Annotated in this window: 14 protein-coding genes; 10 read left to right on the plus strand and 4 right to left on the minus strand. The window is 44.7% G+C overall.

The features are described from left to right. Positions 1 to 135 precede the first annotated feature (135 nt). Complete coding sequence (locus tag ACX5KA_RS18295; protein WP_458731833.1) at positions 136 to 2,355, minus strand: NADP-dependent isocitrate dehydrogenase; 2,220 nt, start codon at positions 2,353 to 2,355, stop codon at positions 136 to 138. Positions 2,356 to 2,869: 514 nt separating this feature from the next. Between ACX5KA_RS18295 and ACX5KA_RS18300 the strand changes: the two genes are divergently transcribed. From ACX5KA_RS18300 to ACX5KA_RS18330, 7 genes are all read left to right on the plus strand, one after another. After that, the gene (locus ACX5KA_RS18300) at positions 2,870 to 3,412 is read left to right on the plus strand and encodes an rRNA large subunit pseudouridine synthase E (protein ID WP_039232680.1); all 543 of its coding nucleotides are present in this window, start codon (positions 2,870 to 2,872) and stop codon (positions 3,410 to 3,412) included. A gap of 353 nt (positions 3,413 to 3,765) precedes the next feature. Beyond that, a complete protein-coding gene (gene mnmA, locus ACX5KA_RS18305; protein WP_084081850.1) occupies positions 3,766 to 4,893 on the plus strand; it encodes a tRNA 2-thiouridine(34) synthase MnmA in 1,128 nt (375 codons plus the stop codon). Continuing rightward, positions 4,893 to 5,519, plus strand: a complete 627-nt coding sequence (hflD, locus tag ACX5KA_RS18310) for a high frequency lysogenization protein HflD (RefSeq protein WP_014949326.1) — start codon at positions 4,893 to 4,895, stop codon at positions 5,517 to 5,519. The genes mnmA and hflD overlap by 1 nt, the downstream gene beginning before the upstream one ends. Before the next feature lie 13 nt (positions 5,520 to 5,532). Continuing rightward, the gene (gene purB, locus ACX5KA_RS18315; RefSeq protein ID WP_039220668.1) at positions 5,533 to 6,900 is read left to right on the plus strand and encodes an adenylosuccinate lyase; all 1,368 of its coding nucleotides are present in this window, start codon (positions 5,533 to 5,535) and stop codon (positions 6,898 to 6,900) included. Between the two features lie 104 nt (positions 6,901 to 7,004). After that, positions 7,005 to 7,817: an adenylate/guanylate cyclase domain-containing protein gene (locus ACX5KA_RS18320; protein WP_458731834.1), complete on the plus strand. Its 813-nt coding sequence runs from the start codon at positions 7,005 to 7,007 to the stop codon at positions 7,815 to 7,817. A 347-nt stretch (positions 7,818 to 8,164) separates the two neighbouring features. After that, positions 8,165 to 9,331, plus strand: a complete 1,167-nt coding sequence (locus ACX5KA_RS18325) for a cupin domain-containing protein (protein WP_458731835.1) — start codon at positions 8,165 to 8,167, stop codon at positions 9,329 to 9,331. Positions 9,332 to 9,340: 9 nt separating this feature from the next. Further along, entirely contained in the window at positions 9,341 to 9,799 is a 459-nt protein-coding gene (locus tag ACX5KA_RS18330; protein WP_039220671.1) for a GNAT family N-acetyltransferase, read from the plus strand. Positions 9,800 to 9,916: 117 nt separating this feature from the next. On the opposite strand, the gene ACX5KA_RS18335 is transcribed toward ACX5KA_RS18330, so the two are convergent. Next, the gene (locus tag ACX5KA_RS18335; RefSeq protein ID WP_276203239.1) at positions 9,917 to 10,054 is read right to left on the minus strand and encodes a DUF4826 family protein; all 138 of its coding nucleotides are present in this window, start codon (positions 10,052 to 10,054) and stop codon (positions 9,917 to 9,919) included. Positions 10,055 to 10,237: 183 nt separating this feature from the next. On the opposite strand from ACX5KA_RS18335, the gene ACX5KA_RS18340 reads away from it, so the two are divergent. The 3 genes from ACX5KA_RS18340 (at position 10,238) to ACX5KA_RS18350 (ending at position 13,587) form a co-directional block, all read left to right on the plus strand. Continuing rightward, on the plus strand, positions 10,238 to 10,453 hold the full coding sequence (locus ACX5KA_RS18340) for a PGPGW domain-containing protein (protein ID WP_458731843.1): 216 nt from the start codon (positions 10,238 to 10,240) through the stop codon (positions 10,451 to 10,453). Positions 10,454 to 10,822: 369 nt separating this feature from the next. Then, a complete protein-coding gene (locus ACX5KA_RS18345) occupies positions 10,823 to 11,329 on the plus strand; it encodes a (2Fe-2S)-binding protein (protein ID WP_014976393.1) in 507 nt (168 codons plus the stop codon). Further along, on the plus strand, positions 11,326 to 13,587 hold the full coding sequence (locus ACX5KA_RS18350; RefSeq protein WP_458731836.1) for a molybdopterin cofactor-binding domain-containing protein: 2,262 nt from the start codon (positions 11,326 to 11,328) through the stop codon (positions 13,585 to 13,587). The genes ACX5KA_RS18345 and ACX5KA_RS18350 overlap by 4 nt, the downstream gene beginning before the upstream one ends. 705 nt (positions 13,588 to 14,292) lie before the next feature. Here the strand turns inward: ACX5KA_RS18350 and ACX5KA_RS18355 are convergent. After that, entirely contained in the window at positions 14,293 to 14,442 is a 150-nt protein-coding gene (locus ACX5KA_RS18355; protein WP_156964778.1) for a hypothetical protein, read from the minus strand. A 326-nt stretch (positions 14,443 to 14,768) separates the two neighbouring features. After that, on the minus strand, positions 14,769 to 17,141 hold the full coding sequence (gene ppsA, locus ACX5KA_RS18360) for a phosphoenolpyruvate synthase (RefSeq protein ID WP_458731837.1): 2,373 nt from the start codon (positions 17,139 to 17,141) through the stop codon (positions 14,769 to 14,771). Positions 17,142 to 17,320: the final 179 nt, after the last annotated feature.

A 17,320-nucleotide genomic window follows, 5' to 3' on the forward strand; every position in this document is an offset into this window, starting at 1 on the left:
CAGCTTCGCTGGGCAAACAAAAAAGCCCTCTCGTTTGAAGAGAGGGCTTTTAAACGTTGTTTTGAATAGCTTGTCAGATTTGAGAATACTATTCTGTGCGCTAGACCTCAAAGCCTAACGCATGTACGCAAATCACTATGCACCAAGGATAGCTTTTAATGTCTTACTTGGAGACATGGTTGCGAAAAGCTTGTCTTCGTCAGGGTAGTAGTAACCGCCAATGTCTTGCGCGCTACCTTGAGTCGCATCAATCTCAGCCAAGATGTCATCGATTTTTGCAGATAGCTCTTCATACACTGGCTTAAATTGTGCTGCTAGGTCAGCATCTTCCGTCTGGTTCGCTACTTCTTCAGCCCAGTATAGACCTAGGTAAACATGGCTACCACGGTTATCCAGCTGGCCTGCTTTACGAAGTGGAGACTTACCATTGTTAAGCAGCTTTTCCGTTGCTTTATCTAGCGCTGTAGCAATAACTTTTGCTTTGGTGTTGCTGTGCTTAATTGCAACATCTTCTAGCGATACTGCTAGAGCTAGGAATTCACCCAATGAATCCCAACGCAAGTGGCCTTCTTCAACAAACTGTTGAACGTGCTTAGGTGCACTGCCGCCTGCACCAGTCTCGTAAAGGCCACCGCCAGCCATCAGTGGCACGATAGATAGCATTTTCGCACTGGTGCCAAGCTCTAGGATTGGGAACAAGTCAGTTAAGTAGTCACGAAGTACGTTACCGGTTACTGAGATGGTATCTAGACCGCGAATCGCACGTTCCATGCTGTAACGAATAGCGCGTACAGGAGACATAATTTGAATGTCTAGACCATTGGTGTCGTGATCCTGAAGGTACTTTTCAACTTTTTTGATCAGTTGTGCATCGTGAGCACGTTCGTCATCTAGCCAGAATACTGCAGGCATTCCAGATTGACGTGAACGCGTTACCGCTAGCTTAACCCAATCTTGAATAGGTGCATCTTTCACCTGACACATACGCCAGATATCACCTTCTTCAACATCGTGAGAGATAAGAACATTGCCATCTTGGTCAACAATCGACACTGTACCGTCTGCTTCTAGCTCAAACGTTTTGTCATGTGAACCGTACTCTTCTGCTTTTTGTGCCATTAAGCCAACGTTAGGTACCGTACCCATCGTTGTCGGGTCGAATGCACCATGCGTTTTACAGAAGTTGATAACTTCCTGGTAAATAGTTGCATACGTACTTTCAGGGATAACTGCTTTGGTGTCGTGCGCCTTTCCATCTGGTCCCCACATTTGACCTGAGTTACGGATCATAGCTGGCATAGATGCATCAACAATTACGTCACTTGGTACGTGAAGGTTCGAGATACCTTTGTCAGAGTTTACCATCGCCATTGGTGGGCGGTCGGCATAACATGCATTGATGTCTTTTTGAATTTCTGAGCGCTGGCTTTCAGGTAAGCTCGCAATTTTGTCGTAAACACTACCAAGACCATTGTTAGGATTAACACCTAGCTCTTCAAACAGGTCACCCCATTTGTTAAATAGATCTTTGTAGAACACCTTTACACAGTGACCGAACACGATTGGGTGAGACACCTTCATCATGGTCGCTTTTACGTGTAGCGAGAAAAGAATGCCTGTGTTTTTCGCATCTTCAATTTGCTCTTCGAAGAACTCACACAGCGCTTTTTTGCTCATGAACATGCCGTCGATGACTTCGCCAGCAAGCAGGTCTACACGAGGCTTAAGGGTTTTCTTACTACCATCTTTGCCTGTGAACTCAATGCTCACGTAGCCGTCTTTCTCTACTGTTACTGACTTCTCGCCAGAGTAGAAGTCGCCACCGCGCATATGTGCAACGTGTGAACGAGAAGCTTGAGACCACTCCCCCATTGAATGCGGGTGCTTGCGGGCATAGTTCTTCACCGCTGTTGGTGCACGACGGTCCGAGTTACCTTCACGTAACACAGGGTTTACCGCACTACCTAATACTTTACCGTAACGCTCGCGAATTTCTTCGTCTTCAGCTGTTTTCGGTGAATCAGGGAACGCAGGTACGTTAAAACCTTTAGCGTTTAATTCTTTGATAGTTGCACGAAGCTGTGGAATTGAGGCACTGATGTTTGGAAGCTTGATGATGTTAGCATTCGGGTCTTGGGTCATCTCACCCAGTTCTGCTAATGCGTCTGGCACTCTTTGCTCTTCAGAAAGATACTCTGGGAAATTTGCCAATACACGCGCAGCAAGTGAGATATCGCTTAGCTCTACATCGATATCTGCAGCTGCAGCAAACTTCTGGATAATTGGAAGAAGTGAATATGTCGCCAACATTGGCGCTTCATCAGTCTTCGTATAGATGATCTTAGACTTGGTCATTATATACCTCAATTTTTTCGACAGAGTATTGTCGTTTTTAGTCCATTAGGTCGCAACAACCCGCAACATGTTCATGTCACGCCCACAGTCATTGCGAAACGTATTTGATGTTTTCCACCTTTTGCTTTTATTAAGCACTAGGTCACTTGCTGTTTTCTTCCCTACATATTATTCAATTCCCTATGTTAGCAATATGCATCTCATGGCTTTGCACTCGACGACTTAGTCGTACGCAATTTCGAGATACGATGTATAAGCAAGCCCGCTTATCACTGCTAAAACTGTCTAATAATTATGCAGATGCGCTCTCTTATAAATATGGAAGCGACCATTAGTATAGGGTCGAAAGTTTGAGTTACAAGTCATACCATTGTCTTAACTCATAAGATCACCGAATTTATCGACAAACTTCATTGAGCAAACCACTATTTGCGGTTGATTTTCCCATGCGAAGCATCGTCATTTGTCGTAAAATCCCTCACCGAAATTTTGAATTTATACAAGCGGAAGTAATATGTCTTCAAACGCTAAAGTGGTGCTTTTTAATAAGCCCTTTCAAGTCTTATCTCAATTTACTGATGCAGACGGTAGAGAAACCCTTAAGGACTACATTGATGTTCCCGGTGTGTATGCCGCAGGACGACTCGACAGAGATTCGGAAGGTCTTCTCGTACTCACCAATGACGGAAAGCTTCAGCATAAACTTGCTAACCCAAAAGCTAAAACCAGCAAAACCTATTGGGTGCAAGTTGAAGGTATTATGGACGAAAAAGCAATGCAGGCGCTGCGTGACGGCGTGGAATTAAAAGATGGGATGACTCGCCCCGCTAAAGTAAAGGCCATGGAAGCACCTAGCGTGTGGCCGAGGAATCCGCCAGTACGCTTTAGACAGTCGATCCCTACTAGCTGGGTAGAAATTACCATTACAGAAGGCAGAAACCGGCAAGTGCGACGTATGACAGCGCACGTCGGCTACCCCACCCTTCGGCTCATCAGATATCGCGTAGGTAATTGGACCATTGATGGTATTGATAATGGCAGCTACGTTTACTTTTAAAGGCAATTCAATTTCTAATACTTGAAATCACCTTCCTTGACCGCACTAAAAGAGGCACCGAAACGTTACGGATTTTTAGCGTTGTTAAAGGTTGCTGTTCATCTTTGCATGTAGACAATTTTTTACAGCAAAGGCCAACGGCCGCTTGGCACATATTTAATTACTTATTCAGATAAGGATTAAATGTGAATTAGCTGTCGGAATCTGATAAAATCCGCGACCTCGAAAACGGGCCGATTTGTAAGTGGCTGATTAGTGGTATAGCCCACTAAGTGAGTAAGCGCCTAAGCATATTTATCAACATGTTAATTGGTGACTGATTTAACAAATACGGTTTCTTTTTTATTAATCAAATGAGTGTGCAATCCATAGTGAGTGATATTGAATCTAACGCCAGCAAAAAAGTGATCGTCGGTATGTCCGGCGGTGTCGATTCATCTGTTTCAGCCTACCTACTCCAACAGCAGGGTTATCAGGTTGAAGGTCTTTTCATGAAAAACTGGGAAGAAGATGATAATGATGAATACTGTGCCGCTGCAGAAGATTTAAAAGATGCACAAGCGGTTGCTGACAAACTTGGCATTGAACTACACACCATTAACTTTGCAGCTGAATACTGGGATAACGTGTTTGAGTATTTCTTAGAGGAATACAAAGCGGGCCGTACGCCAAACCCAGATATTATGTGCAACAAAGAAATTAAGTTTAAAGCGTTTCTTGAATTTGCAGCAGAAGATCTAGGCGCAGACTACATTGCTACCGGTCACTATGTTCGTCGCCGAGAAGTAGACGGTAAATGGCAAATGCTACGCGGCCTTGATAACAACAAAGACCAGAGCTACTTTCTTTACACATTAGGCGAAGAGCACGTTGCAAAAACGCTCTTTCCTGTAGGTGACATCGAAAAGCCATTAGTTCGCAAAATCGCCGAGGAGCAAGGTCTTATCACTCACGATAAGAAAGACTCAACCGGGATTTGCTTTATTGGTGAACGCAAATTTAAAGACTTCTTGGCTCGTTACCTTCCAGCTCAGCCTGGCGTTATTGAAACAGCAGAAGGCGAAGAAATTGGCCAACACGAAGGCTTGATGTATCACACGTTAGGTCAACGTAAAGGCTTACACATTGGTGGTTTGGCCAAATACGGTGACGACCCTTGGTATGTGGTAGATAAAGATGTTGCTCGCAACGTGCTTATTGTGGGCCAAGGTGCCGACCACCCTCGCCTTTACTCTAAAGGATTGGTAGCAAAGCAGCTACACTGGGTGGATAGAAAAACAATTACAGAGCCTATGCGCGCGGTAGTTAAAACCCGTTATCGTCAGGCCGATATCCCATGTACAATAACGCCAGCTCAAGACGACACCATTGAAGTGATGTTTGATGAGCCGCAGAAGGCGGTAACGCCGGGGCAGTCAGCGGTGTTCTATAGTGACGAAGTTTGCCTTGGCGGCGGTATTATTGAGAGTTATATTCGCTGATGTTAGATACCGACATAGAAAATAACCTAGCGCTTGCTGGTGTATGTCAAGCTGCTGCGCTGGTTCAGCAGCTTGCCAGACGAGGTTCTGCCGATAACGAAGCTATAGAGGCCAGCTTATCGAGCATACTGGTTACTGACCCAGAAACACCTCAACAGGTCTTCGGTCAGCTCGCTAACTTAAAAACCGGTTACACCACACTCGCAGCACAGCTATCTGACAAACAAGCAACAAAAGATACGGAATTAACTCGCTATATTGCTAGTATTCTAGGTCTTGAAAGAAAGCTAGCGAGAAAGCCTAAAGCAATGCAGGAACTGGGCGAACGTATTTCCCATGTTCAGCGCCAGCTTGCTCACATCGATTTCCAAAACCCACAAATAGTCTCCTCCTTAGCGAGCATTTACAGCGATATCATCAGTCCGCTAGCACCGCGTATTCAGGTAGCTGGTAACCCAGATTATTTAAGCCAACCTGCTACTCAGCATAAAGTGCGTGCGCTTTTGCTTGCAGGTGTTAGGGCTGCAGTAATGTGGCGTCAGATGGGTGGAAAACGAAGAAACATTTTATTTAAACGCAAACACATTCTTAACAGTGCTGTTAAAGCACTACGATTAATAAACTAGTGAGGAGCTTAAGGTGGAACTGAGTCAGTTAACTGCAATTTCCCCTGTCGATGGTCGATATGCTGGCAAAAGCGTAGAATTACGCAGTATTTTCAGTGAGTACGGCTTATTAAAATACCGTGTAGAAGTAGAAGTACGTTGGTTACAAATGCTGTCTACTAACCCACAAATTGAAGAAGTTCCTGCTTTTACAGACACGTCAAATGCACTACTAGACAAAATAGTCGCTGAGTTTAGTGTTGAAGATGCCATGCGCATTAAAGAAATCGAGCGCACAACAAACCACGACGTGAAAGCGGTTGAATACTTTCTTAAAGAGAAGGTGGCCGACAATAGTGAGCTTTCAGCGGTAAATGAGTTTATCCACTTTGCGTGTACGTCTGAAGACATCAACAACCTTTCACACGGCTTAATGCTTCGCGAAGCCCGCGAGACCGTTATTCTTCCTTACTGTGACAAATTAATTGAAGCGCTAGTAGAGCTTGCTAAGCGCTACCAGAACGTACCTATGATGGCACGTACTCACGGTCAGCCTGCTTCACCTACCACCATGGGTAAAGAAATGGCAAATGTGGCTATTCGCCTAAAGCGTCAGCGTAGCCAAATCGCAGGTGTTGAGTTACTTGGTAAGATTAACGGGGCTGTGGGCAACTACAACGCACACTTGTCAGCATATAAAAATGTAGATTGGCACGACGTTTCAGAGAAGTTTGTTACCTCACTTGGTCTTACGTGGAACCCGTTCACTACGCAAATAGAGCCGCATGACTATATTGCAGAAATGTTTGATGCCATTGCGCGCTTTAACACCATTCTTATCGATTTCGACCGTGACGTTTGGGGTTACATTGCACTGGGTCACTTCAAGCAAAAAACGGTAGCTGGCGAAATCGGCTCTTCTACCATGCCACACAAAGTTAATCCTATCGATTTCGAAAACTCAGAAGGCAACTTAGGTCTGGCGAACGCTATTTTTGACCATTTAGCAGCTAAGCTTCCTATCTCTCGCTGGCAGCGTGACCTTACCGACTCGACCGTACTACGTAACCTTGGCGTAGGTGTAGGTTATGCAGTTATTGCGTATCAGGCTACTTTGAAAGGTATCAGTAAGTTAGAAGTTAATGAGCAAAGCTTACTTAACGAGCTAAACAACAATTGGGAACTGCTTGCAGAGCCTATTCAAACTGTTATGCGTCGTTACGGTATTGAAAAGCCATACGAGAAGCTAAAAGAGCTGACCCGTGGTAAAAAAGTAAATGCTGACGTTATTGCTGAGTTTATTGATAACCTAGATATGCCAGAAGCGGCCAAAGCAGAGCTTAAGGCATTAACGCCTGCTACATACATTGGTGATGCAATCAGGCTTGTAGATCAGTTATAAGCCACTACGCTTTCCACTACACTAAAAAACGCGGTCATTAACACCGCGTTTTTTTATACCTATCTCTACTGACTATTCAGTGCAGATAAAACGGGAGCGGATAGATGGATTTATACAATACGAAAGATACGAAATTTTTCGAACTTGATAATCAGTGCATCCCTAATTTTGGCACCAAAAGCACTTTGTCAACTGCATCTATTGAGTCATTAAACAGCAATGACCCAGGGAGTATCAGCATTAAGCAAAAGGTGTCTAGTGCGGTTGTCATTTTTTGTGATCTTTCGAATTTTCAGCGTTTGACAGAAAAATACGGGGACATGATGTGTGCTAGCGTCGTGGAAGCGCTTTTCGCTCATTTCGATGAAATTGCGACATCTTCGCAGCTAACACCGTTAAAAACCAACGGCGACCAGTACATTGTTGTGGGATTTCTAACCAAGAATGAAGTGGCTGACAAAGCCCTTCATCTTTGCGCAACAAACGCTGTAGAGTTTGCTGTAAAGGCTCGTGACCTTGTAAGTCGCAATAGCCTTCTCGTATCAATGCCTTGTCAACTTCGCGTTGGCATTGCGACAGGCGCTCTGATTTCGGGCTCATCTAATCGTTCACCCGCAGGGTTTGATATCTGGGGTACTACTGTTAATAAAGCGGCAATGTTAGAGCAATTTACTGCGCCGAGTACTATCGCGATATGTGAAAACACACACCGAGTGTTTGTCGCGCCAGCTGGTAAATCCGGCATCCCAATTACCCATAGTAATGCCACCTTTTGGCAACAAAACATCAAAGCGTTGCCTAGTGATAATAAGCAAACCGATGAATCCGTCCCTGCAAGTCACTGCATCAAGGCACTACGTTTTTATAAGACACTAATTCAGACCAAATCGACGTTTCTAAACGCGTACATATGCTAAATGCGTGCAAGGTTCAACGAAACCATTTTACCTAGATTCGCATAAAGCGGCAGCAGCAAATTTAAACCGTTAACGATATTATTTATCACTCACCGGATTACACGCTTATCTCAAACATAAATCATTGTTAGCTTTTACTGCACTAAGGTAGCAATCAGGTTACCAATAAATGATAATGCCGCTTTTACGATACCATTACCTTTTGACCCAGAGTGGCTTTTAATACTGACTTGTTTCACGTGCTGTATTGGCTCCTATTTATTAATACTTACGCGCGCTAAACTGCTATTTTTTATCACTTGGGACAGCAAAAAAACCATAAAACTGGCTTACAACAAAGAGATGCTATGGGCAATAACGACAACACGTATTTTATTGATGCACAATCCGGTAACGGCTTTACCGCAGAAACATTCTTGAAGCACTACTGGCAACAAAAACCGGTTGTAATAAAGCAGTTCTTTTTAGACTTCACCGACCCAATAGATGAAAATGATCTAGCAGGCCTAGCGCAGGAGCCCGAGGTTGACGCGAGGATTATTAGCCACGTGCAGGGGAGCTGGCATGTTGAACAAGGGCCAATTAACGATTTTGATAACGCGTGCCAAGGCAACTGGACCTTGCTCGTTCAGGGTGTAGATAAATATGTGCCAGACGTGGCGCCCATCTTGGAACCATTCTCTTTTGTACCTAACTGGAGATTGGATGACCTGATGGTAAGTTTTGCCACAAACGGTGCTGGCGTTGGCGCTCATATCGACCAATACGATGTATTTCTTGTTCAGGGTAAGGGAAAAAGACGCTGGCGAGTGGGTAAGCCTGCAAATTACAAAGAAATCTTCCCGCACCCGAAACTACGGCAAATAGAGGGTTTTGACCCTGTAATAGACGTTATTGTTGAACCTGGTGATGTAGTTTACGTCCCGCCGGGTTGGCCTCATGACGGACAAACTATTGAAGACAGCCTGACCTATTCAGTAGGTTATCGCGCCCCCGATAATCTTCAATTGGCTGAAAGCTTAGCAATGATGCTGGATAAAGGCCCAGGCAATTACCGCTTTACAGATCCTGCCAGAGCCGGTCAGGCTAATCCCGCGTTAGTTAGTTCAAGTGATGTTGCAGCGTTAAAACAACAGTTAATAGACGCCATAAACGGGGAGGATTTTACCTTCGCGCTACTTGAAGCAATGAGCGAGCAAGGTATACCCGAGTATCCTCTTGAGGATGAGGTTAGCTTAGAGCAAATCTCAAATGAGTTTGCCGCTGGTATAAGCTTTGTCCCTGCACCTGGGGTTAGACCATTAATATGTGATGGCAAACGCGGGCTTCCTCGAGCGCTTTACGTCAACGGCAGTCAATTTGCTTTTTCTAAACGTGACCAAGAATGGTTTGAAGTGTTGGCATCAGGCGGCATTTTGAACGCAACGTGTTGCCAAGATGCCCCCTCTTTTACATTTTTAGAAACCTTAACTACACTTATCAATAATGGTTACTGGGAATGGTTCGAGGGTTAACAGGTAAGTATGGCGTTTACTATACAAAACGTCGATTGGGAAAAGGATAAACATCGACTTAAAGCACTGAGGGAACATGTTTTTGTTTTAGAGTGGCGCGTGCCTGAAGCGAGCGAGTTCGACGAGCACGACCACTCTGCATGTCATGTGCTTATTATTAACGATGAAAACGAACCCATTGCTACCGGGCGATTAACCCAACGAGGTGAACTAGGTCGAATTGCCGTAAAGCGCTGCCACCGGACACTCCCTGTTTATCGTGCTTTGTTTGAAGCTTTAATAACCGTCGCCAAGCGAAATAACGTTCCTAACATTAAAGTGATATGCAACCTTGAAAGCGTTTCATATCATAAGTCCATTGGCTTTACACCAGACGGTCAGGTTTTTATGGATGCCGGTGTACCAAGACAAAGATTGAAATGCCCGGCAGAGCGGTTTCCCCTGCCGGACGTTACGCAGCTTCATTAACCTTGTGGACTTGAGGTGTTATAAAAAGCCGGACTATTATTGGCCCCAAAAATCTGGGGTGTTTTGCATGGTAAACAAGCTCACAGTTCGACTAAGTAAAAGTTCGCTAAAGGCTTTCTAGCTTTCATCAGCGCCCTCTGCGTTAACCACGTTTTCCGCTTTCATTTGCAAGTGCATAGCAAAATGACGCAACACGTCTTTTGCATCTTTCGCGATGTCCACTGACGTATAGTCAGTAGGCAGGTCGCCGCTTATGCAATAAGGCTAATGGTTTCCCATTGGCATTTAATCGATTACTAATTTGACAATATCAGCGTATTTACTGCACACATCTATATCGAAAGGTACAGCACAAACATTTACATTTTTATCATTGGCAAAGAAAGACTTTTGAGTGAGACTAAGCGTACATTTTCTATTTTTATCGAGTTAAGACGCATGCGTATATTAAGGCTCACGCTAGGAGCAATCTTGTTTGTTGGCGGAATTGTTTTAACTTTACTCCCAGGCTCTATACTTTTGGTTGTATCTGGCTTAGTCCTGTTGAGTTATGACTGGCCACGAGCAAGGGGTTGGCTCAAATTTAGCCAAAGGGCGATGACGTTGAGTGCGCGCAAACTAGACCGATTTCTTTTAATGAGAAAGCTTCGCTAGTTTCTCTTTTTTTACAAGCGGGCATGTGCCCCTGCTAGACAAGGTCAAACTTCACATTCCTTAACAGCGAAGCTGTTGGCGCTCCTATCTCATTTTGTCGCAACCACTTTACATTTAAACTTATGTAAATGCGTAATCATACAATGCGTGTTAACGTAATCTAAAGTATAAATTGCGAAGCCTTTAATAATAATAGTGGCAATTATCTGAGCATGCTCAGCATCTTAGATAGTTCGTATCATCAGGCAATGTAACCGTAACGATATGATTTTGTGTAATGCGTTGACCCCGCATTGCGCTGCTTGGGTAGGCTAGGTTTAAACAATCTGGTCCAAGTCATATCTTTCGCTTACCTATGGAGACAAGACCATGATCACGTTTACCGTTAATGGTAACAAACACGAATTTTCTGGTGACCCATCAACACCAGTGTTGTGGTACCTTCGTGACGAATTAAATCTTACAGGACCTAAGTTTGGCTGTGGTATGGCGCAATGTGGCGCTTGTACTGTTCACATTGATGGCATGGCACAACGCTCTTGCGTATTGCCTGTGTCAGCCGTTCAAGGCAGAAAAATTACCACTATTGAAGGGCTAAGCGAAAATGGCGATCATCCTGTCCAAAAAGCGTGGGTAGAACACAAAGTACCACAATGTGGTTTCTGCCAATGTGGGCAAATCATGCAAGCCGCCAGCCTGTTATCAACCAACCCAACACCAAGCGACGAAGAAATTGTTCAGAATATGTCGGGCAACATCTGTCGATGCGGCACCTACCCTCGCATTCACAAGGCCATTAAGTCTGCGTCGAAATCAATAAGCAGTAACGCTGGCGTGAGCTACTTTGACCCAACCCAAGCGGGAGAAGAAGCATGAGTGAGAATACCTATTTTGATATGAATCGCCGCAGTTTCTTAAAATCGACAGCAGCGACGGGTGCGCTGGTTCTTGGTACCTATTTTATGGGTGGTGCACCTCGCGCCATGGCTGGCGTATTAGCAAAGCCGGCGGAAAACGCAAAACGCGCAAACTTGTTCATTGCACTTCGCCCTGACGGCATGGTTGAAGTAACGTGTCACCGCAGCGAAATGGGTCAACAGATCCGAACCGCCATTGCGCAAATTGTCGCTGACGAAATGGAAGCGGCGTGGGACAAAGTCATTGTTATTCAAGGCAAAGGCGACCCCAAATACGGTGACCAAAACACCGATGGCTCGCGTAGTATCCGCTTCAATATGCAGCGTCTTCGAGAAATGGGCGCAAGCGTGCGTTATATGATGCAACATGCAGCAGCTAAGCGTTGGGGTGTTGAGCCAAGTACCTGTGTTGCCGAGCAGCATGTGGTAACACACACTTCAGGTAAAACGCTTGCGTATAAAGACTTAATAGACGATGCATTAACCATTACGCCGCCAGAAGCAGATAAGCTTAAGCTTAAAGAAAGGAAAGAATGGCGTTACATCAATACCGGTATGGCGCATATCGACCTTCAAGATATCGTTACCGGTAAAGCAACCTTCGCCGCCGACGTGCGCGAGCCAAAAGCACTTGTTGCAATAATCGAACGCCCTCCTGTAGTGGGCGGTAAGGTGAAAAGCTTTAATGCAGATAAAGCAAAAGCGGTTAATGGCGTTGTTGATGTAATTGAAATTCCAGCGCCAAAAGGTGCGCCCCAGTTCCAGCCAAAAGGTGGGCTAGCCATTATAGCTAGCAACACATGGGCAGCATGGCAAGGCCGCAAAGCGTTAGAAGTAACTTGGGACGATGGTGCAAATGGCGACTATAACTCAGCGAACTTTAAAGAGCAGTTGCTTAACACAGTAAATGCACCTCAAGCGCTTGTTAGAGAAAAAGGCGATGCGTTGAGCGTTTTAGAAAAAGCCAGCGACAAGCTGGTTGCTGACTATTACGTGCCGCATTTAGCACAAGCCCCAATGGAGCCACCTTGTGCTACTGCCATGTACTATGAAGATCGCGTTGACGTATGGGCAGCAACACAAAATCCGCAGGCTGATATGGAAACCGTGGGCGCTATGGTTGGCATGGACAAAGAAAAAATCAATGTTCACGTTACCATGTTGGGTGGTGCTTTCGGGCGTAAGTCTAAGCCTGACTTTTCAGCGGAAGCGGCATATCTATCAATGAAAACCGGTAAGCCAATTCGCGTTCAATGGACACGTGAAGATGATATTCAGCACGGTTTCTATCACGCAGTTTCTGCTCAACATGTTGAGGCTGCACTTGATGAAAACGGTAAAATTGATGCTTATCTTCACAGAACCGCGTTTTCACCTATTGCCTCTACGTTCCAAGAAGGCGCGAACGCCCCCTTTAGCTTTGAGTTAGATTTGGGCTTTACAGACAATCCAATTCTTACACCTAATATGAAGCTAGAGCGCGGTGAAGCACCAGCCAAAGCCCGTATTGGATGGATGCGTTCAGTATCGAACATCTTCCACGCGTTTGCTGTACAGTCGTTTATTAATGAAGCAGCCCACAAAGCAGGTAAAGACGCTAAAGATTACCTATTGGAAGTAATTGGTCCTGATAGAATTATTGATGTGACGGATCAAAAAGCCGAATATCAAAACTATTGGGGTGATAAGTCGGTTTATCCTTTGGATACAGGTCGTCTTCGCAATGTAATTGAGAAAGTATCTGACATGGCTGGTTGGGGTCGAGAGATGCCAAAAGGCCGCGGACTGGGTATTGCTGCGCACCGTAGCTTCTTAACTTACGTTGCTACTGTGGTTGAAGTTGAAGTGTCTGACGCTGGCGATCTTAGCGTGATTAAATCATGGGTAGCCATTGATGCAGGTACTGTGGTTAATACAGACACGGTGAAAAACCAAACGCAAGGCGGCTCAGTATACGGTATTACCACCGCCATCAGTGACGGTATTACCTTTGATAAAGGTCGTGTACAGCAAAGTAACTTCCACAACTACCGTGTACCGCGTATGAGCGATTCACCGCTAGAGGTAGACGTAGAAGTAATTGAAAGCGATGCTCCGCCAGCCGGTGTAGGTGAACCAGCAACGCCGGTATACGCACCAGCGCTCTGTAATGCCATTTTTGCTGCGTGTGGTAAGCGTATTCGTCAGTTACCTATCGGTAACCAGCTAAAAGCATAAGCACTTAAATAACCAGCATCGTCACGAGTTAAATCTCAAAGCCGTGCTTTAAGCATTTAAAAAGGGTAAACACATCATGTGTTTACCCTCTTTTATCAGTGTACTTTATACCCCTTTCTATTTGCTGCATATCTAGGTTTGGCTAGTGAACTTATCAACGCCTTCTGCGTGGAAAATTATCTATTTAAAGTAGTACAAGGTTAACTTTACACGCTAGGCATGCACCCGTAGTTACGTTTATCTAGAATCAAAAGCTTAGTAGAGAAGCTCAGGATTTTATAAAACACTTTAAGGGTGAGAATAAAGACAGTAAAGGTTGTAGATGCTCAAGCAGAAGCACGCGAGGGAGATAACAATGCATGCGACGAAAAGATGGACGAAAATACCATAACTTGCGTAAGCAAATACCGCACAAATCAAACCGATAGTGAATTCTACAAGTGCTGCTTCACAAAGGGTTCTTATATTAGTGATTACTGGTTGAGCAAAAAATTTGAACCGATAAGCCATTTTTCTTCCCTTCCCTGTACCTAAAATATTGCTATCGTTATTTAACTACACTAACACATAAATTTAAACTCAGTGAAAGAAGCTTTACCCGTAAAGACTGCCTAAAAATGAAAGTAACAGTGTATACTTTCACAATTTCATTTCAAACAAACAAAAAACTCGGACTATTTAAGCCCGAGTTTAACAACTAGGTAATCACTCGTAGTTGCGTTCCATCCACATCAACTGCATTTTAAGTTCGTTAATTTCTTTTTGGGCTTGCGCCAACTGCTCTACCACAGAGCCTGATTGCATAACATTTTCTTCGGAAGTGTTTACTGAAACTGCGCTGTCATTATGTGCCATGAGAATTCAACCAAGTTAATTATTAATCAAAGATTCAAAGTGAAAGTCACTATGTAATATTACATATTTAATTACACAAAGTCATGTTTTCAACACGCAAAAGTGCATAGTTTTGCTAAATAACCACAGTTTTTTTAAGGAATGAAACACGAGCAAAGATTTGCTTCTAAATGAGTGGCCATCACTTTAAGTTGCCTAACAAAAAAAGAGACCTTATGGTCTCTTTTTCAATAGTATCAAAGCGGTAACATCGTGACATAACACGACGTTAGATGGAAAATTAGATAGTTCTGACCCTATCTCGCCTTCACATCTGAGCTACGTAATTAGCCGTGCTTTTCAGCCAGGTAAAGCCAGGTTTCAACCACGGTATCAGGGTTAAGTGATACCGAATCAATCCCTTCTTGTACCAGCCACGCGGCGAAGTCTTCGTGATCTGATGGACCTTGACCACAAATGCCTACGTATTTTCCACGCTTCTTCGCTGCCTGGATTGCCATTGACAGCAATGCTTTAACTGCTTCGTCACGCTCGTCAAACAAGTGCGCAATAAGGCCGCTATCACGGTCTAGGCCTAGGGTTAACTGCGTTAAGTCGTTAGACCCAATAGAGAAACCGTCGAAAATGTCTAGGAACTTATCTGCAAGCAATGCGTTTGATGGCAGTTCACACATCATAATAACGCGAAGTCCATTTTCACCTTTCTTCAAACCTTGCTCTTCTAGAAGCTCGATAACTTTACGACCTTCTTCTAGCGTGCGTACGAACGGGATCATGATCTCAACATTGGTTAAACCCATTTTGTTGCGAACCCGTTTAATTGCTTCACATTCAAGAGCAAAACAATCGCGGAAATCTTCAGAAATGTAACGGCTTGCACCACGGAAGCCCAACATTGGGTTCTCTTCGTCAGGCTCGTATTGATAGCCGCCAACCAAGTTAAAGTATTCGTTCGATTTGAAATCTGACATACGAACGATGACTTTCTCTGGCGAGAACGCTGCAGCAATGGTTGATATACCTTCCACCAATTTCTCGATGTAGTATTCCGTAGGCGACTCGTAGCCTGCAATCATATCGCTAATTTCTTCTTTCAACTCTTCAGGCTGACTGTCGAAATTAAGTAGTGCTTTAGGGTGCACACCAATCATGCGGTTGATAATAAACTCAAGGCGAGCAAGACCAACACCTGCGTTTGGCAAGCGAGCAAAGTCGAATGCGCGGTCTGGGTTACCTACGTTCATCATCACTTTTAGCGGTAGGTCAGGCATTGCATCAATGCGTGATGTCACTACGTCGAACTCTAGTTCGTCACCGTAGATAAAACCAGTGTCACCTTCAGCACAAGATACAGTAATTTTGTCGCCGTTCTTGATATTGTCAGTCGCGTTACCACAACCCACAACCGCTGGAATACCTAATTCACGCGCAATGATTGCTGCGTGACACGTACGGCCACCGCGGTTGGTAACAATGGCAGAGGCCTTCTTCATGATAGGTTCCCAGTCAGGGTCTGTCATGTCAGTTACCAGAACATCACCCGCCTGGATTTTGTCCATCTCTTCAATTGAATCAAGCACTTTCGCTACACCAGCACCGATTTTGTGACCAATTGCACGGCCTTCACAAACAATGTTGCTTTGACCTTTCAACTGGAAGCGCTCAATGCTTTGTGAGTCTTCACGGCTGCGTACTGTTTCTGGGCGAGCCTGTACGATGTAAAGCTTGCCGTCTGCGCCGTCTTTGGCCCATTCAATGTCCATAGGACGCTTGTAGTGGTTTTCAATGATCTGCGCCTGCTTAGCAAGCTCCATCACTTCGTCATCAGTCAACGAGAAGGTTTTGCTGTCAGCTGCATCAATATCGACAATAGACACTTGCTTACCGTGTGCTTCATCATCTGAGTACACCATTTTGGTAAGCTTACTACCAAGGTTACGACGAACGATAGCAGGCAGGCCTTTATCAAGTGTTGGTTTGTGAACATAAAACTCATCAGGGTTAACCGCACCTTGCACCACCATTTCACCTAAACCAAATGAGCTGGTAATAAATACAACGTCTTCAAAGCCAGACTCTGTATCAATAGTAAACATAACGCCTGATGATGCGATATCACTACGCACCATGCGTTGAATGCCTGCAGATAGCGCCACGCCTTTGTGGTCGTACCCTTGGTGAACGCGATATGAAATAGCGCGGTCGTTAAATAGCGATGCGAACACGTGCTTAATTGCCACAAGCACGGCTTCATAGCCTTTAACGTTTAGGAAAGTCTCTTGTTGTCCTGCGAAAGACGCATCAGGCATATCTTCAGCCGTGGCTGATGAACGCACTGCGAATGACGCTTCTTCACCTGCATCACCCTGTAATGTGACAAACGCAGTTTTGATTTCTTCTTCTAGCTTTCCTTGGAAAGGTGTGTCGATGATCCACTGGCGGATATTCTTACCCGCTTCGGTCAGTGCGTTTACGTCATCTACGTCTAACGAGTCTAAGACTTCGTGGATGCGCGCTTCTAGACCACTTTGCTCTAGAAACTCATTAAATGCCTCGGCGGTGGTAGCAAAACCTCCCGGCACCTGCACACCGGCGTTCGCCAGGTTTGAAATCATCTCGCCTAATGATGCATTTTTGCCGCCTACGCGACCCACATCATGCATGCCCAGTTCTTGATACCAAAGTACGTATTCTTGCACAGCCCAAGCCTCCAGCTTTTTTATGTGTAGGGTATGAGGTTGATTTCAGGTATGTGCTTTTTATCACCTGAAACCCATCAAATTGTTGTCGATATGTGGTGAGAACCACTAGTAACGCTGTCCATTACGTTTGACAGCAAACCTGTTGATATTTGCGATCATTCACAAGAACCGTGTAG

The sequence above is a fragment of the Alteromonas alvinellae genome, assembly GCF_902705805.1.

Excerpts from the sequence above, each read along its gene's own strand:
- ACX5KA_RS18295 (WP_458731833.1), bottom strand. The coding sequence starts at position 2,355 with ATGACCAAGTCTAAGATCATCTATACGAAGACTGATGAAGCGCCAATG.
- ACX5KA_RS18300 (WP_039232680.1), top strand. The coding sequence starts at position 2,870 with ATGTCTTCAAACGCTAAAGTGGTGCTTTTTAATAAGCCCTTTCAAGTC.
- mnmA (WP_084081850.1), top strand. The coding sequence starts at position 3,766 with ATGAGTGTGCAATCCATAGTGAGTGATATTGAATCTAACGCCAGCAAA.
- hflD (WP_014949326.1), top strand. The coding sequence starts at position 4,893 with ATGTTAGATACCGACATAGAAAATAACCTAGCGCTTGCTGGTGTATGT.
- ACX5KA_RS18320 (WP_458731834.1), top strand. The coding sequence starts at position 7,005 with ATGGATTTATACAATACGAAAGATACGAAATTTTTCGAACTTGATAAT.
- ACX5KA_RS18325 (WP_458731835.1), top strand. The coding sequence starts at position 8,165 with ATGGGCAATAACGACAACACGTATTTTATTGATGCACAATCCGGTAAC.
- ACX5KA_RS18330 (WP_039220671.1), top strand. The coding sequence starts at position 9,341 with ATGGCGTTTACTATACAAAACGTCGATTGGGAAAAGGATAAACATCGA.
- ACX5KA_RS18340 (WP_458731843.1), top strand. The coding sequence starts at position 10,238 with ATGCGTATATTAAGGCTCACGCTAGGAGCAATCTTGTTTGTTGGCGGA.
- ACX5KA_RS18345 (WP_014976393.1), top strand. The coding sequence starts at position 10,823 with ATGATCACGTTTACCGTTAATGGTAACAAACACGAATTTTCTGGTGAC.
- ACX5KA_RS18350 (WP_458731836.1), top strand. The coding sequence starts at position 11,326 with ATGAGTGAGAATACCTATTTTGATATGAATCGCCGCAGTTTCTTAAAA.
- ACX5KA_RS18355 (WP_156964778.1), bottom strand. The coding sequence starts at position 14,442 with ATGGCACATAATGACAGCGCAGTTTCAGTAAACACTTCCGAAGAAAAT.